At 58.9% G+C, this 17107-nt stretch carries 20 protein-coding genes and 1 tRNA gene; 12 read left to right on the top strand and 9 right to left on the bottom strand.

The genetic code is table 11. The annotated features are described in order from the left end of the window. Nucleotides 1-16 precede the first annotated feature (16 nt). The 5 genes from ACR0C5_RS02090 (at nucleotide 17) to ACR0C5_RS02110 (ending at nucleotide 3250) form a co-directional block, all read left to right on the top strand. Nucleotides 17-988, top strand: a complete 972-nt coding sequence (locus ACR0C5_RS02090) for a beta-ketoacyl-ACP synthase III (protein WP_480874197.1) — start codon at nucleotides 17-19, stop codon at nucleotides 986-988. A 96-nt stretch (nucleotides 989-1084) separates the two neighbouring features. After that, nucleotides 1085-1387, top strand: coding sequence for an integration host factor subunit alpha (gene ihfA, locus ACR0C5_RS02095; protein WP_120633007.1), 303 nt, complete (start codon nucleotides 1085-1087; stop codon nucleotides 1385-1387). An 18-nt stretch (nucleotides 1388-1405) separates the two neighbouring features. Continuing rightward, on the top strand, nucleotides 1406-1972 hold the full coding sequence (locus ACR0C5_RS02100; protein WP_480874200.1) for a MerR family transcriptional regulator: 567 nt from the start codon (nucleotides 1406-1408) through the stop codon (nucleotides 1970-1972). 60 nt (nucleotides 1973-2032) lie between these two features. Continuing rightward, nucleotides 2033-2109: transfer RNA gene (locus ACR0C5_RS02105), tRNA-Pro, on the top strand. A 61-nt stretch (nucleotides 2110-2170) separates the two neighbouring features. Next, complete coding sequence (locus ACR0C5_RS02110) at nucleotides 2171-3250, top strand: 2'-deoxycytidine 5'-triphosphate deaminase (protein ID WP_480874203.1); 1080 nt, start codon at nucleotides 2171-2173, stop codon at nucleotides 3248-3250. Here the strand turns inward: ACR0C5_RS02110 and ACR0C5_RS02115 are convergent. The 6 genes from ACR0C5_RS02115 to argS form a co-directional block, all read right to left on the bottom strand. After that, nucleotides 3247-3471 (bottom strand): hypothetical protein, encoded by a 225-nt coding sequence (locus ACR0C5_RS02115; RefSeq protein ID WP_170788738.1) that lies wholly within the window; start codon nucleotides 3469-3471, stop codon nucleotides 3247-3249. The genes ACR0C5_RS02110 and ACR0C5_RS02115 overlap by 4 nt on opposite strands. 64 nt (nucleotides 3472-3535) lie before the next feature. Next, on the bottom strand, nucleotides 3536-4186 hold the full coding sequence (gene scpB, locus ACR0C5_RS02120) for an SMC-Scp complex subunit ScpB (RefSeq protein WP_480874205.1): 651 nt from the start codon (nucleotides 4184-4186) through the stop codon (nucleotides 3536-3538). Further along, entirely contained in the window at nucleotides 4179-4973 is a 795-nt protein-coding gene (locus tag ACR0C5_RS02125) for a segregation and condensation protein A (RefSeq protein WP_480548265.1), read from the bottom strand. The genes scpB and ACR0C5_RS02125 overlap by 8 nt, the downstream gene beginning before the upstream one ends. Next, nucleotides 4963-5970: a beta-N-acetylhexosaminidase gene (gene nagZ, locus ACR0C5_RS02130; RefSeq protein WP_480874208.1), complete on the bottom strand. Its 1008-nt coding sequence runs from the start codon at nucleotides 5968-5970 to the stop codon at nucleotides 4963-4965. Before nagZ ends, ACR0C5_RS02125 begins: the two co-directional genes overlap by 11 nt. After that, entirely contained in the window at nucleotides 5967-7019 is a 1053-nt protein-coding gene (locus ACR0C5_RS02135; protein ID WP_480874211.1) for an SPOR domain-containing protein, read from the bottom strand. The genes nagZ and ACR0C5_RS02135 overlap by 4 nt, the downstream gene beginning before the upstream one ends. Nucleotides 7020-7107: 88 nt before the next feature. Beyond that, nucleotides 7108-8853, bottom strand: coding sequence for an arginine--tRNA ligase (argS, locus tag ACR0C5_RS02140; protein WP_170788742.1), 1746 nt, complete (start codon nucleotides 8851-8853; stop codon nucleotides 7108-7110). Between the two features lie 133 nt (nucleotides 8854-8986). On the opposite strand from argS, the gene ACR0C5_RS02145 reads away from it, so the two are divergent. Beyond that, nucleotides 8987-9538, top strand: coding sequence for a putative pterin-binding protein (locus tag ACR0C5_RS02145; protein WP_480874213.1), 552 nt, complete (start codon nucleotides 8987-8989; stop codon nucleotides 9536-9538). Here the strand turns inward: ACR0C5_RS02145 and ACR0C5_RS02150 are convergent. Next, on the bottom strand, nucleotides 9520-10692 hold the full coding sequence (locus ACR0C5_RS02150) for a deoxyguanosinetriphosphate triphosphohydrolase (protein WP_480874215.1): 1173 nt from the start codon (nucleotides 10690-10692) through the stop codon (nucleotides 9520-9522). The two genes, ACR0C5_RS02145 and ACR0C5_RS02150, sit on opposite strands and share 19 nt — an antisense overlap. 76 nt (nucleotides 10693-10768) lie before the next feature. Between ACR0C5_RS02150 and ACR0C5_RS02155 the strand changes: the two genes are divergently transcribed. After that, on the top strand, nucleotides 10769-11092 hold the full coding sequence (locus tag ACR0C5_RS02155) for a HesB/IscA family protein (RefSeq protein ID WP_170774515.1): 324 nt from the start codon (nucleotides 10769-10771) through the stop codon (nucleotides 11090-11092). A 284-nt stretch (nucleotides 11093-11376) separates the two neighbouring features. Further along, nucleotides 11377-12156, top strand: coding sequence for an exodeoxyribonuclease III (gene xth, locus ACR0C5_RS02160; RefSeq protein ID WP_480874217.1), 780 nt, complete (start codon nucleotides 11377-11379; stop codon nucleotides 12154-12156). Between the two features lie 4 nt (nucleotides 12157-12160). On the opposite strand, the gene ACR0C5_RS02165 is transcribed toward xth, so the two are convergent. Then, the gene (locus ACR0C5_RS02165) at nucleotides 12161-13312 is read right to left on the bottom strand and encodes an FAD-dependent monooxygenase (protein ID WP_480874219.1); all 1152 of its coding nucleotides are present in this window, start codon (nucleotides 13310-13312) and stop codon (nucleotides 12161-12163) included. A gap of 70 nt (nucleotides 13313-13382) precedes the next feature. Then, nucleotides 13383-13805 (bottom strand): RNA polymerase-binding protein DksA, encoded by a 423-nt coding sequence (dksA, locus tag ACR0C5_RS02170; protein WP_170774521.1) that lies wholly within the window; start codon nucleotides 13803-13805, stop codon nucleotides 13383-13385. 372 nt (nucleotides 13806-14177) lie between these two features. Here dksA and ACR0C5_RS02175 point away from each other — a divergent pair, with 372 nt between their 5' ends. From ACR0C5_RS02175 to ACR0C5_RS02190, 4 genes are all read left to right on the top strand, one after another. Beyond that, a complete protein-coding gene (locus tag ACR0C5_RS02175) occupies nucleotides 14178-15023 on the top strand; it encodes an AAA family ATPase (protein ID WP_170788747.1) in 846 nt (281 codons plus the stop codon). Between the two features lie 97 nt (nucleotides 15024-15120). Beyond that, complete coding sequence (locus ACR0C5_RS02180; protein WP_480874223.1) at nucleotides 15121-15570, top strand: N-acetyltransferase family protein; 450 nt, start codon at nucleotides 15121-15123, stop codon at nucleotides 15568-15570. Then, complete coding sequence (locus ACR0C5_RS02185) at nucleotides 15567-16931, top strand: DUF2927 domain-containing protein (protein ID WP_480874225.1); 1365 nt, start codon at nucleotides 15567-15569, stop codon at nucleotides 16929-16931. Before ACR0C5_RS02180 ends, ACR0C5_RS02185 begins: the two co-directional genes overlap by 4 nt. Nucleotides 16932-16934: 3 nt before the next feature. Beyond that, nucleotides 16935-17105: a hypothetical protein gene (locus tag ACR0C5_RS02190; protein ID WP_170774529.1), complete on the top strand. Its 171-nt coding sequence runs from the start codon at nucleotides 16935-16937 to the stop codon at nucleotides 17103-17105. Nucleotides 17106-17107 lie beyond the last annotated feature (2 nt).

Here is a 17107-nt window from a genome sequence, read left to right on the forward strand (position 1 = left end):
AAGGCAGTACCCCAACATGGCAGGCCGTTCAGTTGTTGTAGGTGTCGGACATTATTTGCCAGAGCGAATTGTGCCGAATTCCGAGTTCGAAAAGTCGCTTGATACGTCCGATGAGTGGATCAAGACGCGGTCCGGCATCGAACGCCGCCATTTCGCAGCCGAGGGCGAGACCACATCCGACATGGCCACAAAGGCAGCCGAAGCAGCGCTTGCCGATGCTGGACTGACGGCCGACGACATCGACGCCATCGTTCTGGCTACTTCGACGGCGGACCTGACCTTCCCTTCAGCGGCTACCATGGTGCAATCGCGGTTGGGTATGACCAAAGGCTTTGCCTTTGACGTTCAGGCCGTCTGTGCGGGATTCGTTTACGCTCTGACTAATGCCAACGCACTGATCCTTTCGGATCAGGCCAAGCGGGTGCTGGTAATCGGGGCCGAGACCTTCTCGCGAATCATGGATTGGACGGACCGGTCCACCTGCGTGCTTTTTGGCGATGGTGCGGGCGCGCTGATTCTTGAACGCCAAGAAGGTGACGGCACGGCCGAAGATCGCGGTATTCTCGCCACTGATCTGAATTCCGACGGTCGCTATAAAGACTTGTTGTATGTAGACGGCGGCGTGTCGACGCAAACAACGGGCTATCTGCGGATGAAGGGCAATCAACTGTTTCGCCAGGCGGTTGAACGTTTGACCTCAACTGCCGAAACTTGCTTGGAAAAAGTAGGTTTGGATCATGAGGATGTGGATTGGATTGTCCCCCATCAAGCCAATATCCGCATCATTCAGGGCACCGCCAAGAAATTGGGCGTTCCCATGGATCACGTCGTAGTCACCCTACAGGATCACGGCAACACTTCTGCGGCATCGATTCCCTTGGCCATGTCCGTGGCCAAGCAACGCGGCCAGTTCAAACCGGGTGATTTGCTTGTTACTGAGGCAATCGGGGGTGGATTGGCCTGGGGATCAGTCCTCCTTCGGTGGTAACAGGCGCAAAACGGCTTACACACAGACCTGCAATTCATTGATATTGACAGTGAATTTGCCCTGACCCTATGCTCTACCATCAACAGGGGGATTGGCATGGGCGACAAAACACTGACCCGAATGGATCTGAGCGAGGCCGTTTTTCGCGAGGTTGGCCTTTCACGCAATGAAAGCGCACAGCTGGTCGAAAGCGTTCTGGATCATATGTCCGACGCGCTAGTGCGAGGCGAGCAAGTCAAGATTTCGTCTTTCGGAACATTCAGCGTTCGGGACAAAACTGCCCGTATCGGCCGCAACCCCAAAACCGGGGAAGAGGTTCCTATTCAGCCACGCCGCGTGCTGACTTTCCGCCCTTCGCATCTGATGAAGGATCGCGTCGCCGCAGGGAACCGCAAATAGGATCAGGACGGCAGCGCTATGAGCAAGTCCCCAGACGCCTTTCGCACGATCAGTGAAGTAGCGGACTGGCTGGGCGTTCAGGCCCATGTCCTGCGATTCTGGGAAAGCCGCTTCACGCAGGTCAAACCGGTCAAACGCGCCGGTGGGCGGCGCTATTACCGCCCCAATGACATGCGCTTGCTGGGTGGTATCAAAAAGCTGCTGCACGAGGATGGGGTCACCATCAAAGGCGTGCAGCGCATTTTACGCGAACAGGGCGTGGCCTATGTCGCCTCATTGTCTCAGGGTTTGGAGGATGAGGCCAAGCCCGCCGCAACCGACGACAACGTGGTCGTTCCCTTTACAACAAAGCCCGCGCCCCAAGAGCAGATCTCGCTTGATTTGCCCGAGGCACCGGTGCCCGCAGCACCCGCGCCGCCGCAGCCTGTTTTGGACAAGCTGGATGAGGCGCCGTTGCTGGGCGGCATCGCCACCCAAGCGTGGAATCGGACCGAATTTGACGACCAACTTTTGCGTCAGATCGCGCCTGTTGCCCGTGACCTGCGCGCCCTTCTGAACCGAATTGAGAATCGGTCGGCGGGATAAGAAAAAGGCAATGTTTTCCTCTTGCCCCTGCCGGGAAAACCGTTATGAACACTCCAACGTCGGGCTATGGCGCAGCCTGGTAGCGCGTCCGTCTGGGGGACGGAAGGTCGCAGGTTCGAGTCCTGCTAGCCCGACCAAATCACACCGACGTTTATGGCAGACAGGCCAGATCCCGCTCTGGCATCAGGGGGGATCGGAATGACAGGTGTATGCCCAAACCAGAAGATCGAAGGCATGATTGCACGCGGTGAGATCACCGCCGATCCCGCTATAATCGACCCGCAGGTACAACCGGCCAGCCTTGACTTGCGTTTGGGAACAGTGGCTTACCGCGTGCGCGCCTCATTTCTGGCAGGCGAAGGGCGCTCGGTCGCCGACCGTCTGGCCGAGTTCGAGATGCACCGCATCGACATTAGCGAAGGTGCGGTTCTGGAAAAGGGTTGCGTCTATCTGGTGCCACTGATGGAATCACTCGCCCTGCCCGACAGCGTGACCGCCGTGGCCAATGCCAAAAGCTCGACCGGGCGGCTGGACTTGCTGACCCGCACCATCACCGATGGCGGCACCGAGTTCGACCGGGTGCCTGCGGGTTATACCGGGCCTCTATATGCCGAAATTTGCCCGCGATCATTCTCGGTCCTGGTGCGGCCCGGAATGCGTCTGAACCAAATCCGGTTCCGTCAGGGCCAAGCGGTGCTAAGCGATGCGGAACTAAACGCGCTGCACGCCGAGTCGCCATTGGTGGATGGACCGGCCGTGATTCAGGACGGGCTGGGCTTTTCGGTTGATCTGCAACTGCCCGATACCGATCTGGTGGGCTATCGTGCCAAGCCACACACGGGTGTGATCGATCTGGACCGGATCGGCGAATACGACCCGCAGGAATACTGGGAAGAGGTACGCACCACGGATGGTCGCATCATCCTCGATCCCGGCGCGTTCTATATTCTGGTCAGCCGCGAGGCGGTGCATATCCCGCCCTTGTATGCCGCTGAAATGGCCCCCTATCTGGCCATGGTTGGTGAATTCCGGGTGCACTACGCCGGCTTCTTCGATCCCGGTTTCGGCCACGCGGCCGCTGGGGGCGCGGGTTCACGCGGAGTGCTGGAAGTGCGCTGCCACGAGGCCCCATTTGTGCTGGAACATGGACAGGTCGTCGGGCGTTTGGTCTATGAGAAAATGGCCGATATGCCCACGCAACTCTATGGCGCGGGCATTGCCTCGAACTATCAGGGACAGGGGTTGAAGCTGTCCAAGCACTTCAAGCCGGTTGGCTAGAACTTCATAAAGCGGCGCATCTGGCGGGTCATCTTCTGCGCTTGCCTCATGTTTTGAGAAGGGCGTGGACCGCTGCTTTGTTTCTGTTGGCCTGAATCACCGCCCTGATCCGATTTGCCGCCCATACGGCTGGCCATATCAAAGCCCTTGTCCACGCCTTTATTGACCAGACGGCGCATCACCTGACGCACGATCATATCGATCATTCGATTGGCATTCATTGCTCAACTCCGTTTCCTGAACCTCAAAATAGGTGATCTGTCTGGCAACAAAAGGGCCGTTTGATCACTCTTCCTCGAACAGTTCCACCTGATCTTCATTTTCTTCTTCGTCGCTGCCCTCTCCCAAGGGAATCGTACCCGGAGGTGGCCTGTTTTCCAGCAACCCTGCGGCGCGCAATTCCTGAAGCCCTGGAAGGTCGCGGGCGTTTTCCAGCCCGAAGTGATCCAGAAACTGCGGCGTCACCACAAATGTCACCGGCCGGCCCGGTGTCATACGACGGCGACCCAATCGAATCCACTCCATTTCCAGCAACTGGTCGATGGTCCCGCGCGAGACGGAGACGCCACGGATTTCCTCGATCTCGGCCCGCGTGCAGGGCTGGTGATAGGCCACGATGGCCAAAGTTTCGATGGCGGCACGGCTGAGTTTTCGTGTCTCAACCGTTTCCTTTTGCATCAAAAAGCCCAGATCAGGGGCTGTGCGGATGGCCCAGGCCTCTCCCACGCGCACAACGCGCACGCCGCGCCCTTCATAGCGCTTGCGCAGCAGATCAACCGCTTGTGACGCGTCGCTGCCGTGGGGCATCCGGGCTTCAAGATCGCTGATCGAAACGGGTTCAGCACTCGCGAACAGCACGGCTTCGACCATACGTTCCTGTTCGGCCAAGGGGGGCGCTTCGAACAGGGTGCCGGTTTCCTCAGAGGTTTCAGTCACGTGTTTCGGTCCTCTTGCGCAGATGGATCGGTGCAAAGGTTTCGCTTTGCTTGATCTCCATATGTCCTTCTTTCACCAGCTCCAACGAGGCCGCAAACGTCGCCGCCGTGGCCGAGCGCCGCCGCACCGGATCGGCATCCCAACCGTCGGGCAGATAGGTCTCCATATCTGTCCAAGCGCCCGCAAACCCGATCAAGGGGCGCATCCGTTCAAGTGCCTGCTCCATGGTAAAGACAGCATCGCGGTCCATGACAAAGGGGCGGAATTCATCGCGGGTGCGGATGCGCGCATAGCCCTGCATCAGGTCCAACAACGTGGCTGAATAGGTCACGGTGCGGATGCGGGTTACATCCTCACCCTGCCCGCGTTTGAAGAAATCACGTCCCAACTGATCCCGCGCCATCAGACGCGCAGCCGCGTCGCGCATAGCTTGCAAACGTTCGAGTTGGAACGCCAGATGCGCGGCCAGTTCCTCGCCAGACGGTCCTTCGTCATCGGGATCGGGCGGCAGCAGCAGGCGGGATTTCAGAAAGGCGAGCCACGCGGCCATGACCAGATAATCCGCCGCCAGTTCGATCCGCAGCGCACGGGCTTTTTCAACGAAGGTCAGATATTGCTGCGCCAGCGCCAGAACCGAGATTCTGCGCAGGTCAACTTTCTGCGTCCGCGACAGGGTCAGCAGCACGTCCAACGGGCCTTCAAACCCGTCAACATCAACAATCAGCGCCTCGGCGGCAAGCCGATCCGCGACCGAGACCGGATCTTCGCTAAAAAGGTTATCGTTCATATACCTGCCCGCCCATTAGGGCAGATAGTTCCGCCTCGGCGGCTTCGATGTCAAGTTCCACAGGCTTTTGCCGCATCGACAGCGCTTTTTCGGCGCGTTTTTGCGCTTGCGGGGTCATCTCGCCAGCGGCGTCCAGCACCTCGGCGCGGGCCTCGAACGTGCCGTTGCAATGCAGAACCACGTCGCAGCCCGCAGCCAGCGCTTGCCCGGCAATTTCTTCGGGCGTGCCTGACAGGGCTTTCATCGAGATATCGTCGGTCATAATCAACCCGTCAAATCCGATCTTGTCACGGATCAGCCCGATCATCGTAGGTGAAACCGTCGCCGGTTGCGGGTCGATCCGGTCATAGACAAGATGTGCGGTCATCCCCATCGGCAGGTCGTTCAGCGCGCGAAATGGTGCGAAATCGGCCCCCTCCAGTGCTTCTTGATTCAGATCCACATGCGGCAGGTCATGGTGGCTGTCCAGTGTCGACAAGCCATGCCCAGGCATGTGTTTGATGACCGGAAGAACGCCGCCGTCCAGATGCCCTTTGGCAACCGCGCGGCCAAGTTTCGCAACCTGTTTAGGATCAGAGCCATAGCAGCGGTTCTTGAGGAACGCATGGGTGTCGTCACGCGCCAGATCAACCATCGGGGCACAGTTGCTGTCGATCCCAAGCTCGAACAATTCCAGTGCGATCAAGCGATAGCGCAGATACATCGCCCGTTCGGCCTGTTCCCCGGCCCGAGCCGCGTGATCCAGCGGCGGCGCCCATTCGCGGACCAAGGGCGCGCGCAGGCGCTGAACCCGTCCACCTTCCTGATCAATCGTTATCGGGCAGTTGCGGCCCACCGCCTCGCGAAAGTCGTCACACAGGGCGCGTACTTGATCGGCGGTGTCGATATTTCGGGCAAAGAGGATGAACCCGAACGGGTTCATATCGCGGAACAGTTTTTTCTCGTCGGATGTAAGCCGCAGCCCTTCCGCGTCCGAGATCGCAGCGCCGAATGTCACCGGGCTGCGACCGGGATACAGTCAGCCCCCTGCGCCTGAAGCGCAGCACAGAACTGACGCGAGTCGCTCAGATCATCAAAACCCAAAACCCGCAGCCGATAGAATGTGCGTCCACCGCTTGAGGTTTTTTGAATAACCCGTTGTTTTCCATCCATATACTCACCGAATCGACCGTTCAGGCGATCCCATTCTGATTGCGCAACCTGGGTGCTTTCATAGGCCCCAAGCTGGGCCATACGGGTGCCCTTTGAAAGGGTATCAGCGTCGACATCCAAGCCAACAGCGGCTTTGACTGCCGCATTGATGGCATCTTCGGTGCTGCTGCTAGGTGTGATCGGGTTGCTGATCCTGCGTGCCGGGCGTGTGATGGGCCGCAGCGACCGGCGCACACCGGGCAGCGCTGCAATTGCGGGGTCCGGCAGTTGCGCTGCGTAGTCCGCAGGGTCAATCGCCGGTTCGTCGTCAAGCGCAAGCGACGCCAGTTGCACACCGTCCTGCGGCTGTTCAATTGGCTTATCCGCCAGTTCAGCAACCACTGCATCCACGGCACCTTGGCGCAATTGCGCCGCCTCTTGATCAGAGATTTTTTCTTCCACCAAGTGCACGGCCGGTGTGGGCTTCAGCGGTTCAACCGGCGTGTCTTCATCCGTTAGCGAAACTGGCCGCGGCGCCAAAATCAAACGATCTGCAGGCGGCGCTGCGGTGCCGACGGCTGCCACTGCGTTCACCGCCAAGCCCTGATGATCTGCAGGTGTCCCACCTGGATTTTCCGGCTGGATACGCATCGGCCCTTCGATCGCGCGGACAACCGGAACACCGCTGACATCGCGCATGACCAACTTATAGCCCCAAACGGCGATACCGGCGACCAATGCCAGGGACGCGGCCGCCCCCAGAAAATTCACGATCCGACCCAGACCCGCGGCTTGCGGCGTCTCTTCATACCCGTGCATGTCGTCGGAATAATCGTACCCGCCCTGAACCGAGGGTTGATTCGTGTAATGCATCTGCTCGGGACGCATCTGTCCCGAGTAAACGTTATTTGCCATGTCCGCCTCACCGCCCGTTTCGCGCCAGAAAATAAGGCGCGCGGGTCATTTCTTGCCTACCTCGTACCGGCGGTTCGGGCGGTGTTTGTTACCGCATCTCCTGCGCCGGGGTAACGCCAAGAATACCCAAGCCCGCTGAAATCACAACAGAAACGGCACGGGCCAAAGCGATTTTTGACTGGCTTGTGGCAACATCGCCATCCTGAATGAACCGCAGTTGGGTTTCGTCGTTGCCCTTGTTCCACAGCGCGTGGAAGTCTCCGGCCAGTTCATAAAGGTAGAACGCAACGCGGTGCGGCTCGTTCGTGCGGGCAGCGATTTCCACCAGACGCGGCCATTCGGCCAGCTTTTTAGCAACCGTCAACTCGGATGCGTGATCGTTCTTACTCAGATCGGCCCCTTTGAGGGTCGCATCATCTGCGGCGATCCCGGCCTCAGCCGCGCGGCGCAGAACGCTCATGACGCGGGCATGGGCGTATTGCACGTAGAACACAGGGTTCTCGCGGCTTTGCTCCAGCACCTTGTCGAAATCAAAATCCAGCGGCGCGTCGTTCTTGCGGGTCAGCATGACGAAACGCGTAACATCCGGCCCCACCTGATCCACCACATCGCGCAGAGTGACAAAGTTCCCTGCCCGTTTAGACATCTTGAACGGCTCGCCATTCTTCCAAAGCTTCACCAACTGGGTCAGCTTGATATCCAGCGGCACCTTGCCATCGGACAGCGCCGACACAGCCGCCTTCATCCGTTTGACATAGCCGCCGTGGTCGGCACCAAACACGTCGATCAGAGCGTCAAAGCCACGGCTCACCTTGTCATAGTGATAGGCGATATCGGGCGCGAAATAGGTCCACGCGCCGTCTGATTTCTTGACCGGACGGTCCACGTCATCGCCATGTTCGGTCGATTTGAACAGGGTCTGCTCGCGCGGCTCCCAATCTTCGGGCTTTTTGCCTTTGGGCGGCTCCAGCACGCCTTCATAGATCAGGCCCTTGTCGGTCAGCGATTGCAGTGCAGCCTCGATCCGGCCCGTGCCATAGAGAGATTTCTCAGAAAAGAACACATCCATCTCGACGCCCAGCGCCTTCAGATCGGCGCGGATCAGGTCCATCATCGCATCGGTGGCAAAGTTGCGCAGGTCTTCCAGCCATTCGCTTTCAGGCTTGTCGATCAGGCTGTCGCCGTATTTCTCTTTCAGCGCCTCACCGATCGGGATCAGATAGTCACCGGGATAGAGGCCCTCGGCAATCTCGGGGCTGAGGCCATTGGCCTCGCGATACCGCTCATAGGCCGAACGCGCTAGTACATCCACCTGCGCGCCGCCATCATTGATGTAATACTCACGCGTAACTTCATGGCCAGAATAAGCCAGCAGGCTTGCCAAGGCGTCACCGAAGACCGCGCCCCGCGTATGGCCTACATGCAGCGGACCGGTGGGATTGGCCGAGACATATTCGACGTTCACCTTCTGCCCGTGTCCCATGGTCGAGCGACCATAATCGGTGCCCTGTTCCAGCACGGCGGTCAGCACACCCTGCCAGACCGACGGCGCCAGCCGCAGGTTCAAAAACCCCGGCCCTGCCACCTCGGCGCTGGTGATCCGTTCATCAGCGGCCAGCTTACCAGCCAGCACATCGGCAATGTCGCGCGGCTTCATCTCAGCAGGTTTCGCCAGCACCATCGCCGCGTTGGTCGCCATATCGCCATGTGCCGCGTCGCGCGGGGGTTCAACGGCCACGTTGTCAAAGCTCAGCCCTTCGGGCAGCGCGCCTTCGGACTGCATCTGCGCCAGCGCGTCCAGTACAAGGGCGCGTATCTCGGAAAACAGGTTCATTTCGAATGTCCTTTTGCTTGCCCGGCGGTTTATCACGCAGCGCGGTAAGGTCAATGGATGCCTAAAGTTTGACCTTGGTTTGGGCGCAATCCCCGCTACAGTCTGCCCGAACTGCGAAATTCGGAGACCATTGATGCGCCTCGCCCTACCCCTCAGCCTGCTTCTGTCCACCGCCCTGCCCGTTCTGGCCGAGATGCCCGCACCGCAAGGACATGTGCTGGTGACATTGGGTGGCGCTGTCAGCGAAACCAACCTGCCCGCGCGGGGCGAGAATGATGGCGGGCTGCTTAGGTTTCTCGAAGTGACTCATGACGGGGCAGCAGGGTTTGACGCCGCCCTTCTGGACAGCCTGCCCCAGGTTCGGATCACCATCCCCTACGGCCCGCCCGATCATCAGCGCGACTACACGTTCAGTGGCCCGCTGCTGTCGGACGTCATGATCCTTGCGGGGGCCGAAGGAAAAACCGCACGCCCCATGGCAATGGACGGGTATCAGGCGGAAATTCCGTGGGACAGCATTTCGACGTACAAACCCATACTGGCCACCCATGCCGACGGTGCGCCGATGGGGGTCGGAGGCTATGGCCCCACCATGATCGTGTTCCTGCCAACCGACGATGCAGACGCAGCCGACGCGCAAGCCAGCCAACAGGTCTGGGCACTGGCCTATATCGGCGTCGAGTGACCCGCCGGCGCGGGTCGTCCTGTCAAACGCACGTGATCCTGTATCGCAAATCGGTCCGTCATTCCGGCGATATAGTCTGACACGATCCGGGCCAGAGCGGTCTCATCACTGGCGGCCTCGATATCGGGGTGCCAACGGGCCGGCATTTGGCGCGGGTCCCCGAGATAGATCGGGAACAACTCCTCGACGATCTTGCTAACCTCGGCCCGCACCTCCATCACCGAGGGCGCGCGATACATTCGGGTGAACAGAAAGGCGCGGATGTCCTGCAACTGCGCCCACAATTGCCCCGAGAACTGGATCACCGGGCGACCCAAATGGCGGATATCTTCCACCGATTGCGCACCAGATTCGGCAATTAACCCGGCGGATGTGTCGATCACATCCGAGACCATGACCCCAAAGACGCGCCTCAAAGCCTCATGCCTGCGCCGATACGGATCAAGATTTGGATAGGCGCGATCGACCTCGGCATAGCACGCACCCACAATCGGCAGGGTTTGAATTTCGTCATCACTGAACAAATCCGCCCTCAGACCGTCCAACAAATCATGGTTGTTATAGGCGATATCATCTGACAATGCGGCCACTTGCGCCTCGGCGCTGGCATGGGTGTGCAGTTCCAGATCAAAAACGCCGTTGCACTCTGCCAACGCCCAAGGCAACACGCCCTCAACTGGGCCGTTGTGCTTGGCAATCCCTTCCAACGTCTCCCATGTCAGGTTGCAGCCATCGAACTCGGCATAGTGCCGCTCCAGCTTGGTCACGATACGAATGGCTTGTGCATTGTGATCGAAGCCACCATAGGGCTGCATGATGGCATGCAACGCATCCTCACCCGTATGACCAAATGGTGTATGACCCAAATCATGAGCCAAAGCGACGGCCTCGGTCAGTTCCGGGTTAAGGCCCAAAGCACCGGAAATAGTCCGCGCCACCTGCGCCACCTCAATGGAATGCGTCAGGCGGGTGCGATAGCTATCCCCTTCATGCTCCACAAAAACCTGCGTCTTGTGCTTGAGCCGCCGAAACGCGCTGGCATGAATGATCCTGTCACGATCGCGCTGAAAGCATGACCGAAAACTGCTCTCTTCCTCTGGCACCAACCGCCCTCGCGCGCGACTGGGGGCCGAGGCAAAACCCGCTCTTTCCAAAGGTCTTGTCCTTGTCGCCTGTCCTTGGGTTTTCTATATGGTAGTGTGGTACAGAAATAAACCTTTGGAGCGTGGCATGAATCTGCCCCCAACAGTCACCGAACGCGCCTTCGACCGTCTGGCTGAAATCGGCGCTGCGGATCAGGGACAAGCCCTGCGCGTCGCGGTAGAAGGCGGCGGCTGTTCCGGGTTCCAATACGAGATCGCCCTGGACGAACCGAAAGAGGATGATCTGATCCTTGAGGGTAAAGGACAGAAAGTCATCGTGGACTCGGTCTCGTTGCCGTTTTTGGAAAACGCGGTCATAGACTTTACACAGGAACTGATCGGTGCACGGTTTGTGATCGAAAACCCGAACGCGACCTCATCGTGCGGCTGCGGCACATCATTTTCCATGTAAGCAAAGGTGGGGGCGTTGCCCCCACACCCCCAGGATATTTATAGCCAGATGAAGAAGGGATCCGCTCTCCGACCTCAATGCCGGAGAGCTTCACCTGGCGCGGTCATCGGCGTCCCCGCCTATACCGCATTTTAGAGATCGCACGGATTGGTTAACGATCCGTTTCTTCATCTGGCTAAAAATATCCCGGGGCGCGAGGCAGAGCCTCGCTCCCCAGCCCTCCGCCATCTTGCCGCTGCGTTCATTCTGCGCGATAGGTTGCCAATGGCTCTGGAGGATTGCGCATGAAAATCGCCACATTCAACATCAACGGTATCAAAGCACGGATTGAGGCTCTGCCCCGTTGGCTGGATGACGCGCAGCCCGACATCGTGTTGCTGCAAGAGATCAAGTCGGTGGATGAGAACTTTCCCAGGGAACTTTTCGAAGACCGGGGCTACAATGTCGAAACCCACGGGCAGAAAAGCTTTAACGGCGTAGCGATCCTTTCAAAATTCCCGCTTGAGGATGTATCACGAGGGCTACCGGGCGACGATGACGACGAACAAGCGCGGTGGATTGAGGCGACGGTCGTCGGAAAGCACTCGTTGCGGATTTGCGGTTTGTATCTGCCTAACGGCAATCCGGCTCCGGGACCGAAATATGACTATAAGCTTGCCTGGATGGAGCGCCTTTATCAGCGCGCGCAGGAGCTGATTGCTGGTGAAGAGCCGGCACTGATGGCCGGGGATTACAACATCATTCCTCAGGCCGAAGACGCCGCACGTCCCGAGGCATGGCGGGAGGATGCTCTGTTTCGGCCTGAAAGCCGGGCGGCATTTCGTAAAATCCTGAACCTCGGCTTTACCGAGGCGTTCCGGGCGCGCACACAGGGGCCTGGGCACTATTCCTTTTGGGATTATCAGGCCGGGGCATGGAACAGGAATGACGGCATCCGCATCGACCATTTCCTGTTGACCCCGCAGGCGGCAGATCTGATGCGCGATTGCCGGATTGATTCCGAGATACGCGGGCACGAAAAGCCTTCAGATCACGTTCCGGTTTGGGTGGAACTCGATCTTTAATTCCTTATTCGGTCGGGTCGTAGTTGTAGATCCAGTCGTATTTGCGTGCCAATTTCCCACCGATAACGGACAAGGCCAGTTGCGCGCCCAGACGCATCGGTCCGCGCAAGTGGAAATTGCGGGCATTGGCATCAGCGGTGGCCACGACGTTGCGGGCTCTGGGGCGGCGGGTAGTCTCGTAGACCGAAAGTGCCTGGGTCACTCCTGATTGCTCAGAAAATGCACGCGCCAAGATCCAGGCGTCCTCCAACGCAAGACATGCCCCCTGCGCCATGAAAGGTAGTGTGGGGTGGGCAGCGTCCCCCAGCAAAGCAAGCCGACCGTTCTGCCAACTTTGCGCCACCGGCCGCAGGTAAAGGGCCCAAAGGTGGGTTTGCGCAACCTCGGTCAGCACCTCCCGCACTGGGCCGCCGAAATCCTGAAAGCGCGCCCTAAGATCGTCAGGATCACCTTCCCTGCGCCAACTTTCATCTGTCCAGTCCGAGCGTTCCTCGATTGCTACCACATTCATCATTTGCTGGTCACGTAGAGGGTACAAGACCACATGGCGACCCGGGCCCATTGTCAGTGACGCACATGGCGCTCGGTCGCGTTGAGCCCATGGTATCGTTGCACGCCAGGCGATTTGGCGGGTGAATTGCGGCTGTTCTTCTCCGTTCAGGATCGGACGCAGAATGCTGCGTCCTCCGTCTGCGGCAATGGCGCATTCGGTGCGCAATCGCTCACCGCTTTGTAAAACCACTTCGGCTTCGCCAGAATGTTTGATCACCTGCGACACTTGAGCACCCAACCGAATATCGACCCCCGCGTTTCGCGCGGCCTTCGCCAACAGATCCAATAGATCGGCGCGATGGTAGTAGTAGGTCGGGCCGGCCGTCGGGGGCGGAATACGACTGATGACGCGGCCTCGGCGGTAGTCGCGAAGAACCGTTCCGTTTGAGCGTTGTCCTACACGCGGCTCTGTGTGCTCAACACCCAGCGCACGCAGAACAGCCATGCCATTGGCGCTGATCTGAAGGCCCGCGCCCACTTCGGTCAGGGCTGGCGCCTGTTCCAGCACCGTCACCTGCGCGCCCTTCAGGCGCAGGGCCAGAGCAGCCGCCAAACCACCAATACCGCCGCCGATTACGGCAAAACTCAAACCGTCGATATTCATGCGCAAGGCTTAACGCAAAAACGCCGAGGCGACAGGCCCCGGCGTCAAAGATTTCCGAATTTCGCAGCGATCAATCGTCGCGGTGGACCTTCTCGCGGCGTTCGTGACGCTCTTGCGCCTCAAGCGTCATGGTCGCGATCGGGCGCGCATCCAGACGCCGCAGCGAGATCGGATCACCCGTCATTTCGCAATAGCCGTACTCGCCCTCATCAATCCGGCGCAGAGCCGAGTCGATCTTGGCCACCAGCTTGCGCTGACGGTCGCGGGTGCGCAGTTCCAGCGCGCGATCGGTTTCCTCGCTCGCGCGGTCTGCAACGTCCGGAATGTTACGAGTGTTGTCTTGCAGACCTTCGATCGTGTCGCGGCTGCCTGCCAAAAGTTCAGTCTTCCAGTCCAGCAGCTTACGACGAAAATACTCAAGCTGCTTGTCGTTCATAAATGGTTCGTCTTCGGCTGGACGATAATCTTCGGGCAGAAATACTTCCTGCTTCATTTTTGCTCCCTCGGTGTGGCCTGCAACGCCGAGTGCTCTCTCTTCACCAGACATGAGGCATTCCCTTCTGCGGAGCGTTTATCTGACGGCGCGGGGATTGTCACTATGCAAACGACGCGCCTGTGTTGTGTAATCCTAAAGCGTCTAAATATGAGACAACTAATAACAAAACCTTGTTTTTCTGTGAAAAAGTGCGGGCGATTTCTGGGCAAACTTTATATTGCCTCAGGGTGTGTTAGCGCACGAATCAAGCAAAGCCCTTGGAGTTGCTGGTCAATTCCGCATCGGGCGACGCAGCGACGTGGGTTGTAAAAATCTTCGCCCCTCTGTAACCCCAAAGGCACAACCTGCGCGACCTATCATGAGGCCCCAATGACCGCACGCTTTCAAGGCACAGCCGAATATGTTGCCACCGATGATCTGACCATCGCCGTCAACGCCGCGGTCACTTTGGAACGGCCTTTGCTGGTCAAGGGCGAGCCGGGCACCGGTAAGACCGAACTGGCCAAGCAGGTAGCTGGTGCGCTGGGTCTGAAGATGATCGAGTGGAACGTAAAGTCCACCACCCGCGCCCAACAGGGCCTGTATGAATATGACGCCGTCAGCCGTCTGCGCGACAGCCAGCTGGGCGATGAACGCGTGCATGACGTGTCGAACTATATCCGCAAGGGCAAGCTGTGGCAGGCGTTCGACGCCGACGAAAAGGTCGTGCTGCTGATTGATGAGATCGACAAGGCCGATATCGAATTTCCCAACGACCTGCTGCAGGAACTCGATAAGATGGAGTTCCATGTCTACGAGACTGGTGAGACAATCAAAGCCAAGAACCGGCCTATTGTGATCATCACCTCGAATAACGAAAAGGAACTGCCCGACGCCTTCCTGCGCCGGTGTTTCTTTCACTATATCCGCTTCCCAGATGAGACCACGATGCGCCGCATCGTCGAGGTCCATCACCCTGGGATCAAGGATGCCCTGCTGACCACCGCGCTGACACAGTTCTATGAAATCCGTGAGACGCAGGGGCTGAAGAAAAAGCCCTCGACCTCGGAAGTGCTGGACTGGCTCAAGCTGCTGCTGGCCGAGGATCTGACCGCCGAGGATCTGAAACGCGACGGGGCGAATGCGCTGCCCAAGTTACATGGCGCGCTGCTGAAAAATGAGCAGGATGTGCATCTGTTCGAACGTCTGGCCTTTATGGCGCGTAGCAAACGCTGAACATCCAGTGATCAGCCTTGCCTTACGGCAAGCGGGCTGTCAGCATTGGCACATGATCGCCCGACTGTCGGGCATCCGAGCAGATGGGGCAATCTGAGTGTCTGACACCCTTACGATCCGTGCCTTGCAGCCCGATGACCGGGCCGAATGGGCTGAGATGTGGCGCGATTATCTGGCGTTCTACGAAACATCCGTACCCGACAGCACCTATGACAGCACATTCGCGCGGCTTTTAGGGGATGATCCGCATGATTTCTCGTGCTTTGTTGCCGAAAGCTCCGATGGTTTGGTCGGCCTGACGCACTACCTGTTTCACCGCCATGCGTGGAAAGAGGAAAGTGTCTGCTACCTTCAGGATCTGTTCGCCCGCCCCGAGGCGCGCGGAACCGGCGTTGGACGCGCGCTAATTCAAGCCGTGTATGACGAGGCTGACCGACAAGGCGCGCCATCGGTCTATTGGCTGACGCAAGAATTCAACCATACCGCTCGCAAATTGTATGATCGGATCGGCAAACAGACACCTTTCATTCGGTATCAACGCGCATGATCCGCTGGGCTGCTCTTGTGTTCGGTTTGGCATTGGCTGGATGTACGGCTGTTTCCGTCCCAGAACCACCCAGCCGGGTGAAGCCCACCGTTGAAGGGCTGCCGCCCCCAAAGGCCTTTGTAACCCCGCGCCCTACCCCGCCCGGTCGGGCAAATGCCGATATGGCGCGCGATTTCGTATCACTTCACTTTGCGCTGGAAAGCGGCACGCCCCTACCGGTCTTTACTCGCTTCGAGGGGCCCGTAACGGTGCGCCTGACCGGCCAGGTTACTCCGTCGATGCAGCAGGACTTGACCCGGTTGCTCAACCGTCTGCGCCGCGAAGCCCGGATCGACATCAAGCAAACCCCCGAAGGTCAGGCAAATATCACCATCGAGGCCGTCACTCAGGACCAAATTCAGGATATCCTGCCGCAAGCCGCCTGTTTCGTCGTCCCGAACGCCTCCAGTTTCGAAGAATACAGCCGGGATCGGCGCAAGAAGAAAAGCAGTTGGGTCCGGCTGCAAGACCGGCAGCGACTGGGGATTTTCATCCCCTACGATGCCAGCCCGCAGGAAAAGCGCGATTGCCTACACGAAGAGATTGCACAGGCTCTGGGGCCGCTGAACGACCTGTATCACCTGCCGGATTCAGTCTTTAACGATGACAATATACATACCGTTCTGACCGGGTTCGATATGCTGATGCTGCGCGCCGCCTACTCGCCTGACTTGCGCAGCGGCATGAGCCGTGAACAAGTCGAAGCCGTTATCCCCGGCATTCTACGCCGTCTGAACCCAAACGGCGAAGTCCAGCCCGTAGGTCCCCCCTCAGAAACCCCGCGTGAATGGATCAGGGCGGTGCAAAAATCGCTGAACCCCAACCGCAACGTGCAGGCCCGGCTACGCTCTGCCCAGCGCGCCGCGCAGATCGGACACGAACAGGGCTGGACCGACCACCGCCGCGCCTATCCGCACTACCTGATGGGGCGCATGGGGCAATTTGACAACCCGCAAGCCGCTTTGCGCGAATATGATATCGCGCTGCAATTTCTGCGCACGTCACCGAGTACTGAGGTGCATCAGGCCTACATTACCACGCAGCTTGGCGCCTATGCGCTGGCGCAAGGCAGCGGTCCCGACTTCCTGCCCGAATTGGACAAAGCCATCGACGTGATGACCCGCGCCGAAAACGCCTCGCAATTGGCGACACTGCTGTTGCTGAAATCCGAAGCGCTGAATCAGGCCGGACGGTCCACGCAGGCACGTTCCGTCAGGCTGGACAGTCTGGGGTGGGCGCGCTACGGCTTTGGCTCGGAAACGGTGGTCCGGTCGCTGATGCAAGAGGTTGCAGAAGCACCGTCCAACAACAGAGGCGGTTAACGCATGGTCGTAGTTCTGGGAATGGCGATACTGGGGGCAATCCTCGGGGCACTGACGGCACGAAAACGCAATGGCAGCGGCGCGGATATGGCGCAATATGCTGCGGGCTATGGCATCGCTTTTTCGTTGGTGGGTCTGGTCCTGTCCCTCATTCTCGTCCGACTGATCGCGTAGAC

The sequence above is a fragment of the Ruegeria sp. N8 genome, assembly GCF_056531325.1.